This window comes from Flagellimonas sp. L-11 (assembly GCF_056857735.1).
The window spans coordinates 34,888-52,490 of sequence record NZ_JBSXNR010000078.1; the positions used below are offsets into that span (position 1 = coordinate 34,888).

Genomic DNA, 17,603 nt, shown 5'->3' on the forward strand with positions numbered 1-17,603 from the left:
AGCAGGAATCTATTTGTTATTATTTTGGATTCCCACTTTCGTGGGAAAGACACTCGTTTTTGCTCGGTCTGTCATTCCGCATTTAATTTGGGAACCAGTTTCATTTTTGTTTTGGATTCCTGTTTTTTGCAGGAATGACATATCCCTAGCTTTCCAACCAATTTTTTAGCATTTGTTTTCCTTCGGGTGTTAAAACCGATTCTGGATGAAACTGTACAGCGGTCACCTTGTATTCTTTATGTCGAAGGGACATAATTTGTCCGTTCCCGTCCACCGCAGTGGTCTCCAATACCTCCGGCAAATCAGTATCAACTACCCAAGAATGATACCTTCCCACTTGAAGCGTTTTTGGCATGTCCTTGTAAATAGGGTCGTCTTTAGTGACGGTTATGGTGGTATCCACTCCGTGATAAACTTGGTCCAAGTTCACCAATGTGCCTCCGAACACTTCGCCTATGGCTTGCAGCCCCAAGCAAACCCCAAAAATACGTTTGGTGGGGGCGTAGGTTTTTATAATTTCCTTCAAAAGTCCTGCTTCATCGGGAATTCCTGGTCCAGGAGACAAAACCACATAGTCAAAGGGTTCTACTTCGTCCAAAGTAAGTTGGTCGTTCCGTTTTACGGTAACCTCGCAATCCAAATCCTCCAGATAGTGCACCAAGTTGTAGGTGAAGCTATCGTAATTGTCTATCATTAAAATCTTTCTTTCCATGCTTAGATTGTTTCGGCAATTTCCAGCGCTTTGGTCAATGCGCCCAATTTATTGTAGGTTTCTTGGAGTTCATCGTCCGGGTTGGAGGCAGCTACCAAACCTGCTCCAGCTTGGTAATACAGTTCGTGATCCTTGCTCAAAAAGGTTCGGATCATAATGGCGTGGTTAAAATTGCCTTCAAAATCCATAAACCCGATGGCCCCACCATAATAAGAACGACCCGTTTTTTCGTATTTTTCAATGAGCTGCATGGCCATATGTTTTGGCGCTCCACTCAATGTTCCTGCCGGGAAGGTGTCGGCGACTACCTTCATGGTGGTGCTGTTCTTTTTCTTTTGCCCGGTTACTTTGGACACCAAATGGATGACGTGGGAGAAATACTGTACTTCTCGATAAGTTTCCACTTTTACGGTATTTCCGTTGCGGCTGAGGTCGTTTCGAGCCAAATCCACCAACATTACGTGCTCGCTGTTTTCTTTTTCGTCCTGTGCCAATTTTTTTGCCAGTTCAGCATCTTTTTCATCGTTGCCGGTACGTTTATAGGTCCCGGCAATGGGGTGTATCTCGGCTTTGCCTTCTTTTACGATAAGCTGCGCTTCCGGAGAACTACCGAATATTTTAAAGTCACCGTAATCAAAATAGAATAGGTATGGGGATGGATTTATGGAACGCAGTGCTCTATAAACATTGAATTCATCTCCCTTGAATTTTTGTTTGAATCTTCTGGAAAGTACCAACTGGAAAACATCACCTCGCTGACAATGCTTTTTGGCCAACTCCACTTGTTCCTTGTAATCTTCATCTTTAAGGTTGGATTCTGGTGCTCCTTCCTTGTTGAAATTGTATGATGAAAAGGTGCGTACATTAAAAAGCTGCTCCATTTCATCCACATTGCTTTCTGAGTTGTAACAATGCGCGAACAAATAGGCTTCATTCTTAAAATGATTGATGGCAATGATGTTCTGGTACACCGCATAGTAAATATCGGGAATATTGGCAGAATCATCCTTTTTGGATATTGCTACATCCTCAAAATAGCGGACGGCATCGTAGGCCATATACCCGAACAGTCCGTTGTAAATAAATTTAAAACCGTTTTGCGACGTTTTAAATTGCTTGCTAAAGTTGTGGATTACTTCTGTTACATCGGTGTCAGGTGTAATTTTGGTAACTTCTTTTGTGCCATCAGGAAACTCTTGGGAAATAATTTCGTTAGCTACTTTAATGGAGGCAATGGGATTGCAGCAGATGTACGAAAAACTGTTGTCGTTGGCATGGTAGTCGCTACTTTCCAAAAGGATGCTGTTGGGGAATTTGTCCCTGATTTTTAGGTAAACGCTCACGGGCGTAATGGTGTCCGCGAGAATTTTTTTGTAATGTGTTTTTAATTCGTATTTCATATTAGCTCTATAAAATGAAAAAGGCTTGTCGCGATGACAAGCCTCTTATATGATAATAATGGGGACTTAGCTCACGACATTCGACGTAAGTTTGTCCACCACCAGATATTTACTGTTCCGTTAATCATTGGTTCAAATATAGGGAGGAATTTTTAACGGGACAACAATGTTTTGTTTAAAATAGAAAATCCCGTCCAAGAATTTCTAGGACGGGATTTTCACACACTAAACTGGTGTTGATTACATCTGTAGGTCAACTACCAAATCAAATTCATCATATATCAATTTGTCCTTGGCGGTACCAATAATCCCAGATCCGTATTTTACATCGTACTTGGTTCTGTCCACTTTCAACGTAGCAGTTGCTTTGTCCCCATAAACGGAAACATCGAAAGTTATGGGCTCGGTAGTACCTTTAATGGTAAGGTCTCCTTTTACCTCGTATGAATTTTTCCCTGTTGATTTCACCTTAGTGAAAACCAATGAGGCGGTCGGGTGGTCGGCAGTACCGAAAAAGTCGTCGGACTTAAGGTGCCCATCCAATTTGTCTTTGTACTCACCTTCCAAATCTTGGGTGTTGATACTTGACATATCCACTACAAAGTTACCACCAACCAATTTTTCACCGTCAAATTCCAGAGTACCAGATTCAAGGCTGATGGTTCCATTGTGGGAACCACCTACTTTATAACCTTTCCAGATTACGGTGCTTTCAGAAGTTTTTACTTCTTTGGTTTCTTTTTCGATTGGGTTGGCAATGGCAGAGGCACTAAATAGGGTGACCAATGTTAAACTTAAAATTGTCTTTTTCATGATTGTGTTAAATTTCTGTTTTAATTGTTAAGGGTTAAAATTTATATAAGCGTAAATAATTCTTCTTTGGATTTTCTCACTTTGGGCAAATGTTGTGTTTCATCTTCTGCGGAACGATAACCCACGGCCAAAACAACTGCTGCGTTGAGGTTTTTATCCTCTAGTCCTAAAATCTCATTGTATTTGTCAGATTCAAAACCTTCCATGGGGCAGGTGTCGATCTTTAATTCCGCCGCGGCCTGCATCAAATTGCCGAAAGCAATATATGCCTGTCTAGCGGTCCAATTGCTTTTAGTTTCTGTTGGAAGATCTATCAATTTGGATTTCATAAAGTCGGAATATCCTTTTAATCCTTCCTCGGGGATATTTCTGGTTTCACTCACATTGGCCAAATAGTCGTCGACCAATTCCTCCCCGAACTCAGTGGCATTAGCAAATACGATAATGTGAGATGCATCTGTAATCTGTGATTGATTCCACGAAGCAGGTTTCAATTGTTCCTTGACTTTTTGGTCAGATACCACAATAACATGGTAGGGTTGCAATCCATAGGAGGAAGCACTTAATCGTGTAGCTTCCAAAAGGGTTTCCAGATCTTCGTCCGATACCTTTTTTGTGGTATCGAATTTTTTGGTGGCATAACGCCATGTTCTATGTTCTAAAATGTTGCTCATTATATCTAAAATTTATCTAATAGTTGATTTAATTGTTCCAAATCTTCTTTGTTGAGGTTTTTTACAATATCATTTTCTGCTTCCGAGACGGCCTTGTCCATTTTAGAAAGTGCCTCCAACCCCGATGCTGTTATGGTAATTTCAACTTTTCGTCTGTTTGAAGGGCACACCGATCGGTTTACAAATCCCTTGGTGATCAATTTGTCTACCAAACGAGTGGTATTGCTCATTTTGGTTACCATACGCTCGTTTAAAGTGGACAGGTTGGCTGGTTTGTCTTTCTGTCCTCTCAATATTCTAAGAACATTAAATTGTTGCATGGAAATCTCGAAGGGCTTCAGTGCAGAGGCAAAGGCTTCATTACTCTTGTTATGAACCAATGTCATGTGGATAATGGTCTTGGTTTCCAAGGACAATTTTTGGGTTGTCTTAATAATTTCTTCCACATTCATGTATAAACAATATTTGTATATACAAATGTATATCGATTTTTGGTGATGAACCAAATATTATACCGATAAATTTTTGTTAAAGAATAAAAAAATGCATTTACAGTGTGTATTTTTAAATATGTAAAATTCACATAATGAATAGGTTATTTGCTTTAGGGTTGATGGTTTTTATTTTTTTTGGATGTACCGAAAAGAAAAAGAAAGATACAGAAGTGGCAGAAAAAGCTGATACAGTAACTGTTGCGCAAGAAGATATTGCGACCGCAGCCGTTAAGTTCCCTGTTTATGACTTTAAAGAGCTTGAGCCTTTGTTGCACAAGAAAGATGATAAAACCTACATAATTAATTTTTGGGCCACATGGTGTAAGCCTTGTATTAAAGAAATGCCCTATTTTGAAAGGGTGCATGCTGAGCAAAAGGACAATAATGTAAAAGTGATATTGGTAAATTTGGATATGCCCAATATGTGGAAGAGTCGCTTGGAGCCTTATGTGGAAAATAAAGGAATCCAATCGGAAGTGGTAATACTTGATGACCCAAAACAAAATGATTGGATTCCAAAAGTTTCCGAAGAGTGGGGCGGAGGTATTCCTGCTACCTTAATATATAATAAGGACAAACGAACTTTTTACGAACGTGGTTTCACGTACGAAGAGCTGAACGAAGAGTTGAATACATTCATAAACTAATCGACTATGAAAAAAACAAAGATTTTAGGATGGTCGGCATTGGCGTTGATTTTTGTAGCGGCCTTTGCCATGGGATTCAAGGCCGCGACCGAGCATAATTTGGACAATGGTTATGAAGTTGGGGATATGGCTGCCGATTTCTCCTTGAAAAACGTGGACGGAACCATGGTGTCCTTGTCAGATTTTGATAAGGCCAAAGGCTTTTTGGTGATCTTTACCTGTAATACCTGCCCGTATGCGCAAGCTTACGAGGACAGGATAATAGCATTGGATACCAAATATAAACCCCAAGGGGTACCCGTAATTGCCATTAACCCGAACAACCCAAGTGCCAAACCCGGCGACAGTTTTGCTAAAATGAAAGAGCGCGCAGGCGAAAAAGGCTTCACTTTTCCTTATTTGTTCGATGAAGGGCAAAAAGTATATCCCCAATACGGAGCAACTCGAACCCCACACGTTTTTTTGTTGGAAAAAGTAGATTCAGGAAATATGGTAAAATATATTGGAGCCATTGATGATAATTACCAAGATGCCTCGCAAGTAGATGAAAAATTTGTAGAAAATGCTGTGGACGCCATGTTGGAAGGTAATGAAATCAATCCTACAACGACAAAAGCCATTGGATGTGGTATAAGATAAGCCACGATAAAAATAAAACAACCAGAAATCCGGAGTAATGCTTCGGATTTTTATTTTTGTACCAATTTAAATTGAAAAAAATGTCAGATCTATCACAAGAAGAATGGGCGGAGCAATTGGAAAATGATGACAACGCCTTTATTTTGGATGTACGTACCCCCGAAGAAGTGGAAGAAGGATACATTCCCGGAGCAACGAACATCGATATTTATTTGGGTCAAGAATTTTTGGACGAGGTGGAAAAACTGGACAAGTCCAAAAACTTTTATGTCTACTGCCGATCAGGAAACCGTAGCGGACAAGCCTGCGCCATAATGAACAGTATCGGGATCGAGAATGCATATAATTTGGAAGGTGGCTTTATGGAGTGGGAAGGCGAAGTAGCAGAATAAGCCTCCATTTATCCCAAATCAATGCGAGAAGACCTACTTTATTTTATTTGGAAGCACAACAAGCTTCCAACAAAACAGCTGTGTGCCGGTAAGGGCGAAGCCATCGCAATCAAGGCCACGGGAATCCAAAACAGGTATGCAGACCCCGTTTTTTTAATGCCAAGGCAGAAATCGACGGTCAGCTATGGGCCGGTAATGTGGAGATGCACTTGAAATCTTCCGATTGGTATGTGCATCATCATAAAACGGATGAAAATTACGACAATGTCATTCTCCATGTTGTTTTGGGAGGATGACATTGCTGTTTTTAGAAAAGATGGTTCCCAAATTCCCACCTTGGAAGTGCAACAATATGTTTCCAATCAGCTTTTGAACTTTTGAATATTGACGATTGTTCGGACTCCTATTGTCTCCAACTCAAAAAAGAATATAACTACTTGTGCAGTAAGTTTGGTTTGACCGAGAATCTATCAAAACCTGAGTTTTTTGGCTTGTGGCCACTGAATTTTCCCACTATTAGGGTTTCGCAATTGGACAGGGAAGACAATTCCATCATAAAAATTTTGATAAAATAGGCCCAACAACACAAAATGCTTTGGAAAGTCAAGCAAAGTTGGAGCTCTATACTAATTACTGCTCCAAAAATAAATGCATACAATGCGCCATTGGTACACAATTATTGAATAGAAATACATAATTTTAGCCATGTCTTTGTTCTACAATACCCTTTACTACTTTCAAAAAAGAGGCTTTGAGGTCTGTCGGCGCATAGCGGAACGGCTTGGCATTCGGGCCCGTGTGGTGCGCACAAGCTTTATCTATTTAACCTTTGTTACCCTGGGTTTTGGTTTTGCCCTATACCTTTTTATTGCATTCTGGCTTCGGATCAAGGACCTGATCTATACAAAAAGAACCTCTGTATTTGACCTCTGATCATGATTAGACTGATGCGCTCCAAAATAGTATTGGCACTTTCCTTAATGGTTGTGGTGCTCTTGTTTGGGGTGTTCGGTTATAAAATGCTGTCCGATTTTACTTGGATAGAGGCCATTTACATGACCATTATTACGGTAACTACCGTAGGCTTTTCGGAGGTGAGGCCGTTGGATGCCAATGCAAAGATTTTTACCGTATTTTTAATCGTCACCAGTGTTTTTATATTCGGTTTTGCCATTTCTGTGGTTTCGGAGTATATCTTGGGAAGGAATTCGCTGGAACTACTAAAAAAGAGAAAAGTGAAGAAGCAAGTAGATAGTCTTTCAAACCATGTTGTGGTTTGCGGTTTTGGTAGAAACGGCATGCAGGCCGCCGAAAAACTGATTGCCTACAAAAAGCCTTTTGTTGTTATTGAAAAAGATAAGGAGATCATTGAAAGGCACGAAGATGATGTGTTGTTTGTGGAGGGCGATGCCAATGAGGACGAGGTGCTGCTGCAAGCCGGTATCGATCGCGCACAGTATTTAATCACCGCCGTGCCCGACGATGCGGCCAACCTTTTTATAGTACTGTCCGCAAGGCAGCTCAACAAGAATCTGTTCATAATAAGTAGGGCGTCTCAGGTCACTTCTATAAAAAAACTGGAATTTGCTGGGGCGAACAAAGTAATTATGCCCGATAAAATTGGTGGGGACCATATGGCTTCTTTAGTAGTAATGCCCGACTTGATCACATTTTTAGATCAACTCTCCATTGAAGGGGAACATACTACAAATTTAGAAGAGGTTGAAATCGAGGACTTCACCAGTCAAATGGACTGTAGCTCCCTTAGGGATTTGGACTTGCGAAGAAAAACGGGCTGTACAATTATAGGTTACATAGACCCGAACGGAAAATATATCATCAATCCAGAGGCAGATATGGCATTACAGCCAAAAAGTAAGGTGATTGTTTTGGGAAGACCGGAGCAAATACGTAAATTAAATCAAATGTTCCAGATAGGTTAGTTAAAAAAACATAAAATTTGATAGCGTTGAATTTTTTTTAGATATTGCTGCCTTTACCGTACCAAAAACTAACTAATTTCAATATATGAAGTATTTTATTACTCTATTGGCATTTTTTGCACTAACCACAGGTTTTTCACAAGAATTGACCGTAGTGGGCAAAACTTATAACGTCTCCGATAACATAAATAATGGGGTCATAGAACTTGAAGTTGATGGTGGGGTCGAACCCTATACCTATAAATGGAGCAACCAGAATACGCCGCTCACATCAAAAAGGGCGCAAGGGCTGGTGGAAGGAATACCATATAGTGTAGTTGTAACAGATGCTGCAGGCAATTCCGTTACAAAGGAGTTTGAAATTGAGACAGAATCGATCACTGAAGTTTTCAACGGAACCATGACCCCGGCAGTAAGTGCTTTGGGGTCTGTTCTTTTTTGGGACCCCTTTGCCGCCATTGGAATATACGATCCTGTGGCCTACGCCGATGTAAAACTGATTGGTATCCCGGATTGGAGCAATGAAACCCAGGACAAATTTGTACTTAAGGAATGGCTCAAAGAAGAAAAGGCAAGTGTTGCCAAAGGCGAGGATATTGCCATTATATCCAGTGACAAACGAGGTGAGATAACCATACAATCCAACGCCAAAGGAAAACTCTTGCAAAAGGTGAAACAAGGGGGAGTAATCTATAACTCCCAGAACCCGGAGCATGTTATAGAGCAGGGAGCGCATTATTTTGCTGAAATCGAGTATGACGAACCCATCCCAATGTTGCATCCCAATGGCGACCCAATTATCAAAGGGATTCCTTTTATTGTAATCTGGTTGGTGTTCGGGGCATTGTTCTTTACCCTCCGAATGGGATTCATCAACATCCGTGGCTTTAAGCATTCAATTGATCTGGCCAAAGGAAAATATGACGACCCTGATGCACCAGGGCAAGTAACCCACTTTCAGGCGTTGGCCACTGCAGTTTCTGGTACCGTAGGTCTTGGAAACATTGCAGGTGTTGCTGTTGCCGTTTCTTTAGGGGGAGCAGGAGCAACTTTTTGGATGATTATCTGTGGTTTGTTGGGAATGTCCTCCAAATTTGTGGAGTGCACCCTTGGCGTAAAATATCGTGACATACTTCCTGATGGGCGCGTGTTCGGTGGTCCTATGAACTACTTGCGGTATGGTCTTGAAAAAAGAAACCTTAAAGGATTTGGTAAAGTATTGGCAGGAGTGTTTGCACTGCTTGCTGTAGGAGCTTCCTTTGGAGGTGGAAATATGTTCCAGGCCAACCAGTCCTTCGAGCAATTGGCAGGACAGTTTCCTGTTTTGGCGGGCAACGGATTTTGGTTTGGTGTTGTTACTGCTATTTTGGTAGGTGTGGTCATCATTGGCGGAATCAGTAGTATTGCTAGGGTAACAGGTAAGATAGTGCCAATTATGGCCTCTGTTTACATTGTAGCTGCCTTGGCGGTCATTATAATGAACATACAAAATATTGGCCCTGCATTTACAGCCATTTTTGAAGGGGCATTGAACCCTTCGGCCTTAAAAGGAGGTATAATAGGTGTTTTGGTGGTTGGGTTCCAACGGGCAGCTTTCTCCAATGAGGCCGGTGTGGGTTCCGCAGCCATTGCCCATAGTGCCGCCAAGACCAATCATCCACCATCAGAAGGCTTTGTTGCTTTATTGGAGCCGTTTATCGATACGGTGGTGGTCTGTACCCTTACGGCCTTGGTCTTGATTTTTACCGGAATGCACGAGGTGGAAGGAATGGCCGGTGCCCAGCTGACTTCCGATGCTTTTGGTAGCCAAATATCTTGGTTCCCTTATGTGTTGGCCTTGGCAGTGTTCCTTTTTGCATTTTCAACCATGATTTCTTGGTCCTATTATGGAATGAGAGCATGGACATATCTTTTTGGGAAGAGCAAGCGTGCCGAAATGATCTATAAAATGCTGTTCTTGGTATTTGTGGTCGTGGGAGCTTCCGTAAGCTTGGGGGCCGTGCTGGACTTTTCCGATATGATGATCTTGGCCATGTCCTTCCCGAACATTATTGGACTCTACATCATGTCCGGTGAAGTGCGTAAAGATCTGGATGGCTATTTACAGAAATTAAAAGTCGGTCAACTCTTTAAAAAGGCTAAAAGTTAAGTTTTAGCATAACCATATTATGGGAAAACAATCCCACTTCAGATTCAATAAACAAGAACGGAGTGGGATTTTCTTTTTATTATTGATAACGACTGTGCTTCAAGGTGGGTGCTACCATGTAAAAGCAAGTCCATCTCAACGGGAAAGCAATTTTGCTCTCGATACAGAGGAGCAGAGCAAGATGGATAGTCTTAAAAACCATCAGCTTGAGGTATCCGTAAAAACTTATCCCTTCAACCCCAATTATATTACAGATTATAAAGGGTATACACTGGGGTTGTCCACTTCGTAATTGGACAGATTGTTTGCTTTTCGTGAAGGGAGCAAGTTCGTGAATTCGGCCAAGGAGTTTCAAACTGTTACCCAGGTATCGGATTCGTTGTTGAATCAAAGTTCACCCTATTTTAAGTTTCCGGATTGGGTCACAACAAATCAATCAATCATCAAAAAAAAGACCTATAACAGAGAAAGAAATCAAGGTGAAGGATATCAACTTGGCTTCTGCCGAAGAGTTGAAATCAATTTATGGTATTGGGGAATATTATCGGAAAGAGTCACAAAGTTCCGGGACAGATTGGGTGGTTTTCTGGTGAAAGAACAGCTTTATGATGTTTATGGTCTAAAAACGGATGTGGGGAAAAAGTGTTGCTTTGGTTTCAGGTTTTGGAGGTTCCACCGATACAAAAAATAAATGTGAACAAGGCTGGTGCAGCCGAGCTGTCCCAATTGAGTTATCAGTAGGTCATTGGCTTTTGACATTGTTGCCCATAGCGACAGGAACGGTGTCTGCAAATCATTTCAAGAATTGAGTAAATGCAATAAATTTCCAACCGAAAAACTAGATAGAATAGCCTTATATTTGTCCTTATAAATAAGGTGGTATGATTGATATGTACTTCACGGAAGAGCATAATTTGTTCCGGGAGAGTTTAAAAGATTTTTTACAAAAAGAAGTGGTTCCCCACATTGAAGAGTGGGAGGACACAGGAAAGATTGATAGGGCTGTTTGGAACAAGTTTGGGGAGATGGGCTTTTTTGGGCTAATGACTTCCGAGGCTTATTCGGGTTTGGACCTGGACCTGTTTTATACCACTATTTTTCTGGAAGAGCTACAAAAGATCAATTCAGGTGGTTTTGCCGCTGCCATGTGGGCGCATCAATACTTGGCCATGACCTATTTGAACAAACTGGCAGATCATGAGCAAAAGAAAGCTTATCTAGAGCCTAGTGTGCTCGGTGATAAAATTGGTTGTTTGGGAGTTTCGGAACCTTTTGGGGGCAGCGATGTTGCGGCCATGCGCACCACGGCAGAAAAAAAAGATGGCGTCTACATAGTGAACGGTTCCAAGACTTTTATTACCAACGGGGTTTACGGCGATTACATTATTCTCGCTGCCAAAACAGACAAGAATGCTGGTCACAAGGGTATCAGTATGTTTGTTTTGGATAGGAATGCGAAGGGTGTTACCGCCAGCAAGCTCAACAAGTTGGGGTGGCGTGCTTCCGACACAGCAGAATTGGCCTTTGATAATGTAGAGGTTCCTGCCTCCAATTTGTTGGGCAAGGAGAACGAAGGCTTTGGTTATATTATGGAGGCCTTTTCCTTGGAACGTTTGGTAATGGGCATCAATGCGCATGCACGGGCCGAGTTTGCCTTGGATTATGCGTTGCAATATATGTCCGAGCGCGAAGCGTTTGGCAAAACCATAGACCAATTTCAGGCTTTGAGGCATAGGCTGGTGGACCTGTATTCGGATATGTTGATGTGCAAACAATTCAATTATGCCACAGTGGCACAAATGGAAAAAGGTGCGTATGTTGTTAAAGAAGCCACCATTTCCAAATTAAAGTCCACCAAAATGGCAGATGAGGTAATCTACAACTGTCTTCAATTTTTGGGTGGCTACGGTTATATTGAAGATTACCCTATGGCACGTTTGAGCCGAGATAGTAGGTTGGGGCCCATTGGTGGCGGTACTTCGGAGATTTTAAAGGAGATTTTGGCCAAAATTATTGTAGATAAAAAGGAGTACAAGAAGCGAACGGTGTAAGAGATTGTCAAAAAAATAAAATATTTCTTTAACTGTTGAATATCATTTGTATATTTGCGCTCCAAAATTCTAAAAGAAAGGAGGTTGTAGCCCATGTTAATTATACCAGTAAAAGAAGGAGAAAACATCGATAGAGCTTTAAAGCGTTTTAAGCGTAAGTTCGACAGAACAGGTACCATGCGTCAGTTAAGGTCAAGACAGCAGTTTACCAAACCTTCTGTAGAGCGTAGAGCGCAAATTCAAAAAGCACAGTACATTCAGGGTCTTAGGGATCAAGAAGAAGTATAGGGCTATCGCTTTTGCATAATATATTAATCCCGTTCCAATATTGGAGCGGGATTTTTCGTTTTAGCTATAGGCCAATCGTAATTGCTACCTTTGATATATGTCCGTATCAGCATTTATATCCTATTTAAGGTTGGAGAAAAACTACTCCGAACATACCGTAAAAGCGTATGAAAAGGATATTGACGCCTTCTCCAGTTTCTGCAGGGAGCATCATGGGGAGATCAATCTGGAAAACGTCTCTTATCCATTGATTCGAAATTGGATCGTCCACTTGTCCGACCAAGGAATTTCAAATAGAACCATCAACAGAAAAATATCTTCACTGCAGGCCTACTATAAATTTTTATTGAAGGTGGGAGATATTGTCATTTCCCCATTGGTAAAACATAGGGCGCTTAAAACCAATAAAAAAGTAGAGGTTCCATTTTCTGAAACGGAGATGGAAACTATTTTATCCAAAATTCCTTTTGATGAAGATTTTGGAGGGGAGCGCGATAAACTCATTATAGAACTTTTGTACACCACCGGCATGCGAAGGGCCGAATTGGTAAATTTAAAGGTGACGGATGTAAACTTCTCCGGCCATACATTAAAAGTTTTGGGCAAACGGAACAAAGAACGTATTCTTCCCTTGTTGCCAGCCACTATGGAGCAGATAAAAAACTATTTGACCAAGCGCTCCGAACTTGAAAACGCATCGGATTCCACATATTTGCTATTAACAAAAGAAGGTCTTAAAATTTATGAAACACTTGTTTATCGTACCATAAATAAGTATTTTAGTTTGGTGTCCCCCAAGGTGAAAAAGAGTCCGCATATACTCAGACACACCTTTGCAACACACTTGCTCAATAGGGGGGCGGATTTAAATTCCGTAAAGGAATTATTGGGTCATTCCAGTTTGGCATCTACGCAAGTGTACACGCACAACAGTATTGCCGAGCTAAAAAAAGTACACCAAAAAGCCCATCCAAGAAACAAGAAATAAAATTCTTGTATTGTTTAACTTCACTGTCCTGGACAGTACTAAAAACTTCGTCTTATGAAAGTAAACGCACAATCGGTAAATTTTACAGCTGATGGAAAACTCCTCGACTTTGTCCAAAAACGAATGGACAAGATGGAATTGTTCTATGACAAGGTCATTGAATCGGATGTATATTTAAAAGTTGAAAACACAAGTGCTAAAGAAAATAAGATCGTGGAAATCATGGTGTTTGTCCCTCGGGACAAATTCATGGTAAAAAAACAATGTAAGTCGTTTGAAGAGGCTGTGGATTCGGCCTGTAGTTCCTTGGAAAGGCAGTTGGTGAAAAAGAAGGAAAAACTGAGGGCGAAGGCGTGATGAAAATTTTTCAAAATTTATTTTGAATTAAAATATAAATATATACATTTGCAGTCCGTTAGAAATAGCGGGCTTTTTTAGTGAGTAAAAAGCGGTGAAATGCCGATATAGCTCAGCTGGCTAGAGCAGCTGATTTGTAATCAGCAGGTCGTGGGTTCGAGTCCCTCTATCGGCTCGTAAGTTACTGAAAATTAAGGCGGGGGGATACTCAAGCGGCCAACGAGGACAGACTGTAAATCTGTTGGTTTTTACCTTCGCAGGTTCGAATCCTGCTCCCCCCACAAAAGTTGTTCGTCGGAACAACCGGGAAAGAAGGTTTTTTGAAATAATGGAATCTTTGGATGAAAATCCATAAAAATGCGGGAGTAGCTCAGTTGGTAGAGCGTCAGCCTTCCAAGCTGAATGTCGCCGGTTCGAACCCGGTCTCCCGCTCTAAACTTGAAACTTTGATTTCAAGACGAAGGTTGAAGTTTTGACGAGCTAGACTTGTAACTTTTAAACTCTAAACCTGATAACCCATAGGCCGGTGTAGCTCAGGGGTAGAGCGTTTCCTTGGTAAGGAAGAGGTCACGGGTTCAAATCCCGTCATTGGCTCAAAACGATTTGTACACTAATATAAACTAAGATTAAAATTATTTAAAATGGCAAAGGAAACTTTTGATCGTTCCAAACCGCACTTAAATATTGGTACCATTGGACACGTGGATCACGGTAAAACTACATTGACCGCTGCTATTACCACTGTATTGGCCAACGCAGGTTTGTCTGAAACAAGAAGCTTTGATTCTATTGACAACGCTCCTGAGGAAAAAGAAAGAGGTATTACAATCAACACTTCACATGTTGAGTACCAAACAGAAAACCGTCACTACGCACACGTTGACTGTCCTGGTCACGCGGATTATGTAAAGAACATGGTTACTGGTGCTGCTCAGATGGACGGTGCTATCTTGGTTGTGGCCGCTACGGATGGTCCAATGCCACAAACTCGTGAGCACATCCTATTGGGACGTCAGGTTGGTATTCCACGTATCGTTGTTTTCTTGAACAAAGTCGACATGGTGGATGATGAAGAGCTTTTGGAACTTGTTGAAATGGAAGTTAGGGAATTGCTTTCTTTCTACGAGTACGATGGTGACAATGGTCCTGTTATCGCTGGTTCTGCACTTGGTGCTTTGAACGGTGAGCAAAAGTGGGTTGACACAGTTATGGAGTTGATGAAAGCTGTTGATGAGTGGATCGAGGAGCCCGAGCGTGAAGTTGACAAAGACTTCCTTATGCCAATTGAAGATGTATTTACCATTACAGGTAGGGGTACTGTTGCTACTGGTCGTATCGAAACTGGTGTTGCCAATACAGGTGACCCTGTTGATATCATCGGTATGGGTGCTGAGAAATTGACTTCCACTATTACAGGGGTTGAAATGTTCCGTAAGATTTTGGATAGAGGTGAAGCTGGTGATAACGTAGGTCTTCTTTTGAGAGGTATCGAGAAATCTGATATCAAAAGAGGTATGGTTATCTGTAAGCCAGGTTCTGTTAAGCCGCACGCTAAATTTAAAGCTGAGGTTTATATTCTTAAAAAAGAAGAAGGTGGTCGTCACACACCATTCCACAACAACTACCGTCCTCAGTTCTACTTGAGAACTACCGACGTTACTGGTAACATTAACTTGCCTGACGGTGTTGAGATGGTAATGCCAGGTGATAACTTGACAATTACCGTGGATTTGATCCAGCCTGTAGCTTGTAGTGTAGGTCTACGTTTCGCTATCCGTGAGGGTGGTAGGACAGTAGGTGCCGGTCAGGTTACTGAGATTCTAGATTAAGATTCATTTTATAATAAAATTGCACTCAAGGGTGTTCCGATTTTCTCGGGATACCTTTCAGTGTAATTATAAACGGGTGTAGCTCAGTTGGTAGAGCACTGGTCTCCAAAACCAGGTGTCGGGAGTTCGAGTCTCTCCTCCCGTGCAAAAAGAAAAGACGTTAGCGTGACGGGATGAATATCTCTCTGAAGCCTGTGCTGAGCGCAGTCGAAGCATGCAAGAATAATACATAAAAAATCATGGTCACTTACATAAAGGAATCATTAGAAGAACTTAAGAACAATGTTACGTGGTTGGAAAAAGGAAAAGCTTCCAATCTAATGGTTATTGTAGCTGTTTTCTCCATCTTGTTTGCCTTGGCAACATGGGGGGTGGATTCCTTGTTCAGTAGCTTGATTACGTTGTATTTTGATAAGTTAATAGGATAAAGATCGGTCGATATGTCTGAGGTACTTGAAAAGAAATGGTATGTGGTTAGAGCGGTCAGTGGTCAAGAAAACAAGATCAAAGGCTATATAGAAAGTGAGGTAGAGCGCGCAGGTTTTGGCGATTACCTTGAAGAAGTTCTAGTTCCTACCGAAAAAGTTGTTCAGATCAGAAACGGAAAGAAAATCAACAAAGAACGTGTGTACTTTCCCGGATATATCATGATAAAGGCTAATCTTGGAGGGGAGATGGTTCACATCATTCGTTCAATTACCAATGTAATCGGTTTCTTGGGCGAAGTTAAGGGTGGAGACCCAATTCCTTTAAGGAAATCCGAAGTAAACCGTATGCTAGGGAAAGTGGACGAGTTGGCTGTAAATACAGACAATGTTGCGATTCCATTTGTGTTGGGAGAAACGGTTAAGGTTATTGATGGACCTTTCAACGGATTTAATGGAACTGTTGAAAAAATCAATGAGGAAAAGCGTAAGCTGGAGGTTATGGTGAAGATTTTTGGTAGAAAAACTCCACTGGAACTTAGCTATATGCAAGTAGAAAAAGTATAACAAGAGCTGTTACATATATAAAGCTGTGTTGCTTCCAATTGACACACTTTAAATTTAATTAGAAACAATGGCAAAAGAAGTAGATAAGGTAGTTAAATTACAAGTTAGGGGAGGTGCTGCGAACCCATCGCCACCGGTTGGACCCGCCTTAGGTGCTGCTGGTGTTAACATCATGGAGTTCTGTAAGCAGTTTAATGCTCGTACACAGGACAAACCAGGCAAAGTATTGCCGGTTGTTATCACCGTTTACAAGGATAAATCTTTCGATTTTGTTGTAAAAACACCACCTGCGGCAGTTCAATTGATGGAAGCGGCTAAGATTAAAAAAGGATCTGGCGAACCTAACAGGGTTAAAAACGGTTCAGTAACCTGGGATCAAGTAAAAGCAATCGCCGAGGACAAAATGGTGGATTTAAATGCTTTTACCGTAGAATCTGCAATGAGTATGGTTGCAGGTACTGCAAGATCTATGGGCTTGAAAATAGCCGGACAGAGACCTTTTTAAAATCTTAAAGCAATTAAGAAATGGCAAGATTGACTAAAAAGCAAAAAGAAGCCCAATCCAAAATAGATAAGAACAAACTCTATTCCTTGGAAGAGGCATCAGCTTTAGTAAAAGAAATAACCAATGTAAAATTTGACGCTTCCATTGATTTGGCTGTTCGTTTGGGTGTAGATCCAAGAAAAGCAAATCAAATGGTGCGAGGCGTTGTCACCCTTCCTCACGGAACGGGTAAAGACGTAAAAGTTTTGGCATTGGTGACTCCAGACAAAGAAGCAGAAGCTAAAGAAGCTGGTGCTGACTTTGTAGGGTTGGACGAATATTTGGAGAAAATTAAAGGCGGTTGGACCGATGTTGATGTAATCATCACTATGCCAAGCGTTATGGGTAAATTGGGGCCATTAGGTAGAATTTTGGGACCTAGAGGTTTAATGCCCAATCCAAAGACCGGAACCGTAACTATGGATGTTGCCAAAGCAGTATCCGATGTTAAGGCCGGTAAAATAGACTTTAAAGTGGACAAAACAGGTATTGTGCACGCTGCAATAGGAAAAGCTTCTTTCTCTGCGGACAAAATCGCGGGAAATGCTAGGGAATTGATAGATACCTTGGTAAAAATGAAGCCATCTGCTGCAAAAGGTGTGTACATGAAAAGTATTTACTTGTCCAGTACCATGAGTCCTAGTATTCAATTAGATCCAAAAGCAGTTCAATAACTGGTAGTTCAATTTTT

General features: G+C 41.3%; 23 protein-coding genes, 5 tRNA genes and 1 pseudogene. 24 read left to right on the plus strand and 5 right to left on the minus strand.

Annotated elements, in window-relative coordinates; genetic code table 11:
* Positions 1-145: 145 nt before the first annotated feature.
* The 5 genes from AC13CC_RS15875 to AC13CC_RS15895 form a co-directional block, all read right to left on the minus strand.
* Positions 146-712 carry an anthranilate synthase component II gene (locus tag AC13CC_RS15875; protein WP_482876313.1) on the minus strand — a complete coding sequence of 189 codons (567 nt, stop codon included), beginning with the start codon at positions 710-712 and terminating at the stop codon, positions 146-148.
* A gap of 2 nt (positions 713-714) precedes the next feature.
* A complete protein-coding gene (locus AC13CC_RS15880; RefSeq protein WP_482876314.1) occupies positions 715-2,112 on the minus strand; it encodes an anthranilate synthase component I family protein in 1,398 nt (465 codons plus the stop codon).
* Positions 2,113-2,352: 240 nt separating this feature from the next.
* Positions 2,353-2,925 (minus strand): YceI family protein, encoded by a 573-nt coding sequence (locus AC13CC_RS15885; protein ID WP_326278836.1) that lies wholly within the window; start codon positions 2,923-2,925, stop codon positions 2,353-2,355.
* A gap of 41 nt (positions 2,926-2,966) precedes the next feature.
* Positions 2,967-3,599, minus strand: a complete 633-nt coding sequence (locus AC13CC_RS15890) for an NAD(P)H-dependent oxidoreductase (RefSeq protein ID WP_482876316.1) — start codon at positions 3,597-3,599, stop codon at positions 2,967-2,969.
* 5 nt (positions 3,600-3,604) lie between these two features.
* On the minus strand, positions 3,605-4,051 hold the full coding sequence (locus tag AC13CC_RS15895) for a MarR family winged helix-turn-helix transcriptional regulator (protein ID WP_326278838.1): 447 nt from the start codon (positions 4,049-4,051) through the stop codon (positions 3,605-3,607).
* A 134-nt stretch (positions 4,052-4,185) separates the two neighbouring features.
* Between AC13CC_RS15895 and AC13CC_RS15900 the strand changes: the two genes are divergently transcribed.
* The 24 genes and pseudogenes from AC13CC_RS15900 (at position 4,186) to rplA (ending at position 17,586) form a co-directional block, all read left to right on the plus strand.
* Complete coding sequence (locus AC13CC_RS15900) at positions 4,186-4,740, plus strand: TlpA family protein disulfide reductase (protein WP_482876317.1); 555 nt, start codon at positions 4,186-4,188, stop codon at positions 4,738-4,740.
* A gap of 6 nt (positions 4,741-4,746) precedes the next feature.
* Positions 4,747-5,379, plus strand: a complete 633-nt coding sequence (locus AC13CC_RS15905) for a thioredoxin family protein (RefSeq protein ID WP_326278840.1) — start codon at positions 4,747-4,749, stop codon at positions 5,377-5,379.
* An 80-nt stretch (positions 5,380-5,459) separates the two neighbouring features.
* Positions 5,460-5,771, plus strand: coding sequence for a rhodanese-like domain-containing protein (locus AC13CC_RS15910; RefSeq protein WP_293168633.1), 312 nt, complete (start codon positions 5,460-5,462; stop codon positions 5,769-5,771).
* Between the two features lie 21 nt (positions 5,772-5,792).
* A pseudogene (locus AC13CC_RS15915) lies at positions 5,793-6,067 on the plus strand (DUF2851 family protein).
* Positions 6,021-6,152: a hypothetical protein gene (locus AC13CC_RS15920; RefSeq protein ID WP_482876332.1), complete on the plus strand. Its 132-nt coding sequence runs from the start codon at positions 6,021-6,023 to the stop codon at positions 6,150-6,152. The pseudogene AC13CC_RS15915 and the gene AC13CC_RS15920 overlap by 47 nt, the downstream one beginning before the upstream one ends.
* Positions 6,149-6,346, plus strand: a complete 198-nt coding sequence (locus tag AC13CC_RS15925) for a DUF2851 family protein (protein ID WP_326278842.1) — start codon at positions 6,149-6,151, stop codon at positions 6,344-6,346. Before AC13CC_RS15920 ends, AC13CC_RS15925 begins: the two co-directional genes overlap by 4 nt.
* Before the next feature lie 130 nt (positions 6,347-6,476).
* The gene (locus AC13CC_RS15930) at positions 6,477-6,704 is read left to right on the plus strand and encodes a PspC domain-containing protein (protein WP_014033469.1); all 228 of its coding nucleotides are present in this window, start codon (positions 6,477-6,479) and stop codon (positions 6,702-6,704) included.
* Between the two features lie 2 nt (positions 6,705-6,706).
* Complete coding sequence (locus AC13CC_RS15935) at positions 6,707-7,714, plus strand: potassium channel family protein (RefSeq protein ID WP_326278843.1); 1,008 nt, start codon at positions 6,707-6,709, stop codon at positions 7,712-7,714.
* An 85-nt stretch (positions 7,715-7,799) separates the two neighbouring features.
* Entirely contained in the window at positions 7,800-9,863 is a 2,064-nt protein-coding gene (locus tag AC13CC_RS15940; protein ID WP_482876318.1) for an amino acid carrier protein, read from the plus strand.
* A 19-nt stretch (positions 9,864-9,882) separates the two neighbouring features.
* On the plus strand, positions 9,883-10,155 hold the full coding sequence (locus tag AC13CC_RS15945; RefSeq protein WP_482876319.1) for a hypothetical protein: 273 nt from the start codon (positions 9,883-9,885) through the stop codon (positions 10,153-10,155).
* A 589-nt stretch (positions 10,156-10,744) separates the two neighbouring features.
* A complete protein-coding gene (locus AC13CC_RS15950; RefSeq protein ID WP_482876320.1) occupies positions 10,745-11,914 on the plus strand; it encodes an acyl-CoA dehydrogenase family protein in 1,170 nt (389 codons plus the stop codon).
* Between the two features lie 93 nt (positions 11,915-12,007).
* Positions 12,008-12,202 (plus strand): 30S ribosomal protein S21, encoded by a 195-nt coding sequence (gene rpsU / locus AC13CC_RS15955; RefSeq protein WP_090299076.1) that lies wholly within the window; start codon positions 12,008-12,010, stop codon positions 12,200-12,202.
* A 97-nt stretch (positions 12,203-12,299) separates the two neighbouring features.
* Positions 12,300-13,190, plus strand: coding sequence for a tyrosine-type recombinase/integrase (locus AC13CC_RS15960; RefSeq protein ID WP_482876321.1), 891 nt, complete (start codon positions 12,300-12,302; stop codon positions 13,188-13,190).
* A gap of 54 nt (positions 13,191-13,244) precedes the next feature.
* Positions 13,245-13,547, plus strand: coding sequence for a ribosome hibernation-promoting factor, HPF/YfiA family (hpf, locus tag AC13CC_RS15965; protein ID WP_293168620.1), 303 nt, complete (start codon positions 13,245-13,247; stop codon positions 13,545-13,547).
* Between the two features lie 101 nt (positions 13,548-13,648).
* A tRNA-Thr gene (locus tag AC13CC_RS15970) sits at positions 13,649-13,722 on the plus strand.
* A gap of 23 nt (positions 13,723-13,745) precedes the next feature.
* Positions 13,746-13,828 (plus strand) — tRNA-Tyr (locus AC13CC_RS15975).
* 78 nt (positions 13,829-13,906) lie between these two features.
* A tRNA-Gly gene (locus AC13CC_RS15980) sits at positions 13,907-13,979 on the plus strand.
* Between the two features lie 90 nt (positions 13,980-14,069).
* Positions 14,070-14,141, plus strand: a tRNA-Thr gene (locus tag AC13CC_RS15985).
* A gap of 47 nt (positions 14,142-14,188) precedes the next feature.
* Positions 14,189-15,376: an elongation factor Tu gene (gene tuf / locus AC13CC_RS15990; protein ID WP_163626893.1), complete on the plus strand. Its 1,188-nt coding sequence runs from the start codon at positions 14,189-14,191 to the stop codon at positions 15,374-15,376.
* Positions 15,377-15,448: 72 nt separating this feature from the next.
* Positions 15,449-15,521: transfer RNA gene (locus tag AC13CC_RS15995), tRNA-Trp, on the plus strand.
* Between the two features lie 94 nt (positions 15,522-15,615).
* Positions 15,616-15,804 carry a preprotein translocase subunit SecE gene (gene secE / locus AC13CC_RS16000; protein WP_293168616.1) on the plus strand — a complete coding sequence of 63 codons (189 nt, stop codon included), beginning with the start codon at positions 15,616-15,618 and terminating at the stop codon, positions 15,802-15,804.
* A 12-nt stretch (positions 15,805-15,816) separates the two neighbouring features.
* A complete protein-coding gene (gene nusG / locus AC13CC_RS16005) occupies positions 15,817-16,368 on the plus strand; it encodes a transcription termination/antitermination protein NusG (protein WP_014033479.1) in 552 nt (183 codons plus the stop codon).
* Positions 16,369-16,435: 67 nt separating this feature from the next.
* Positions 16,436-16,873 (plus strand): 50S ribosomal protein L11, encoded by a 438-nt coding sequence (gene rplK / locus AC13CC_RS16010; protein WP_293168614.1) that lies wholly within the window; start codon positions 16,436-16,438, stop codon positions 16,871-16,873.
* A 20-nt stretch (positions 16,874-16,893) separates the two neighbouring features.
* Entirely contained in the window at positions 16,894-17,586 is a 693-nt protein-coding gene (gene rplA / locus AC13CC_RS16015; protein ID WP_163626889.1) for a 50S ribosomal protein L1, read from the plus strand.
* The last annotated feature ends 17 nt before the right edge of the window (positions 17,587-17,603 follow it).

Coding starts and splice junctions, on each gene's coding strand:
- AC13CC_RS15930 (WP_014033469.1), top strand. CDS start 6,477: ATGTCTTTGTTCTACAATACCCTTTACTACTTTCAAAAAAGAGGCTTT.
- AC13CC_RS15880 (WP_482876314.1), bottom strand. CDS start 2,112: ATGAAATACGAATTAAAAACACATTACAAAAAAATTCTCGCGGACACC.
- AC13CC_RS15885 (WP_326278836.1), bottom strand. CDS start 2,925: ATGAAAAAGACAATTTTAAGTTTAACATTGGTCACCCTATTTAGTGCC.
- AC13CC_RS15900 (WP_482876317.1), top strand. CDS start 4,186: ATGAATAGGTTATTTGCTTTAGGGTTGATGGTTTTTATTTTTTTTGGA.
- AC13CC_RS15890 (WP_482876316.1), bottom strand. CDS start 3,599: ATGAGCAACATTTTAGAACATAGAACATGGCGTTATGCCACCAAAAAA.
- tuf (WP_163626893.1), top strand. CDS start 14,189: ATGGCAAAGGAAACTTTTGATCGTTCCAAACCGCACTTAAATATTGGT.
- secE (WP_293168616.1), top strand. CDS start 15,616: ATGGTCACTTACATAAAGGAATCATTAGAAGAACTTAAGAACAATGTT.
- nusG (WP_014033479.1), top strand. CDS start 15,817: ATGTCTGAGGTACTTGAAAAGAAATGGTATGTGGTTAGAGCGGTCAGT.
- AC13CC_RS15920 (WP_482876332.1), top strand. CDS start 6,021: ATGAAAATTACGACAATGTCATTCTCCATGTTGTTTTGGGAGGATGAC.
- AC13CC_RS15905 (WP_326278840.1), top strand. CDS start 4,747: ATGAAAAAAACAAAGATTTTAGGATGGTCGGCATTGGCGTTGATTTTT.
- AC13CC_RS15895 (WP_326278838.1), bottom strand. CDS start 4,051: ATGAATGTGGAAGAAATTATTAAGACAACCCAAAAATTGTCCTTGGAA.
- AC13CC_RS15960 (WP_482876321.1), top strand. CDS start 12,300: ATGTCCGTATCAGCATTTATATCCTATTTAAGGTTGGAGAAAAACTAC.
- AC13CC_RS15945 (WP_482876319.1), top strand. CDS start 9,883: ATGGGAAAACAATCCCACTTCAGATTCAATAAACAAGAACGGAGTGGG.
- AC13CC_RS15910 (WP_293168633.1), top strand. CDS start 5,460: ATGTCAGATCTATCACAAGAAGAATGGGCGGAGCAATTGGAAAATGAT.
- rplA (WP_163626889.1), top strand. CDS start 16,894: ATGGCAAGATTGACTAAAAAGCAAAAAGAAGCCCAATCCAAAATAGAT.
- rpsU (WP_090299076.1), top strand. CDS start 12,008: ATGTTAATTATACCAGTAAAAGAAGGAGAAAACATCGATAGAGCTTTA.
- AC13CC_RS15950 (WP_482876320.1), top strand. CDS start 10,745: ATGATTGATATGTACTTCACGGAAGAGCATAATTTGTTCCGGGAGAGT.
- rplK (WP_293168614.1), top strand. CDS start 16,436: ATGGCAAAAGAAGTAGATAAGGTAGTTAAATTACAAGTTAGGGGAGGT.
- AC13CC_RS15935 (WP_326278843.1), top strand. CDS start 6,707: ATGATTAGACTGATGCGCTCCAAAATAGTATTGGCACTTTCCTTAATG.
- AC13CC_RS15940 (WP_482876318.1), top strand. CDS start 7,800: ATGAAGTATTTTATTACTCTATTGGCATTTTTTGCACTAACCACAGGT.
- hpf (WP_293168620.1), top strand. CDS start 13,245: ATGAAAGTAAACGCACAATCGGTAAATTTTACAGCTGATGGAAAACTC.
- AC13CC_RS15875 (WP_482876313.1), bottom strand. CDS start 712: ATGGAAAGAAAGATTTTAATGATAGACAATTACGATAGCTTCACCTAC.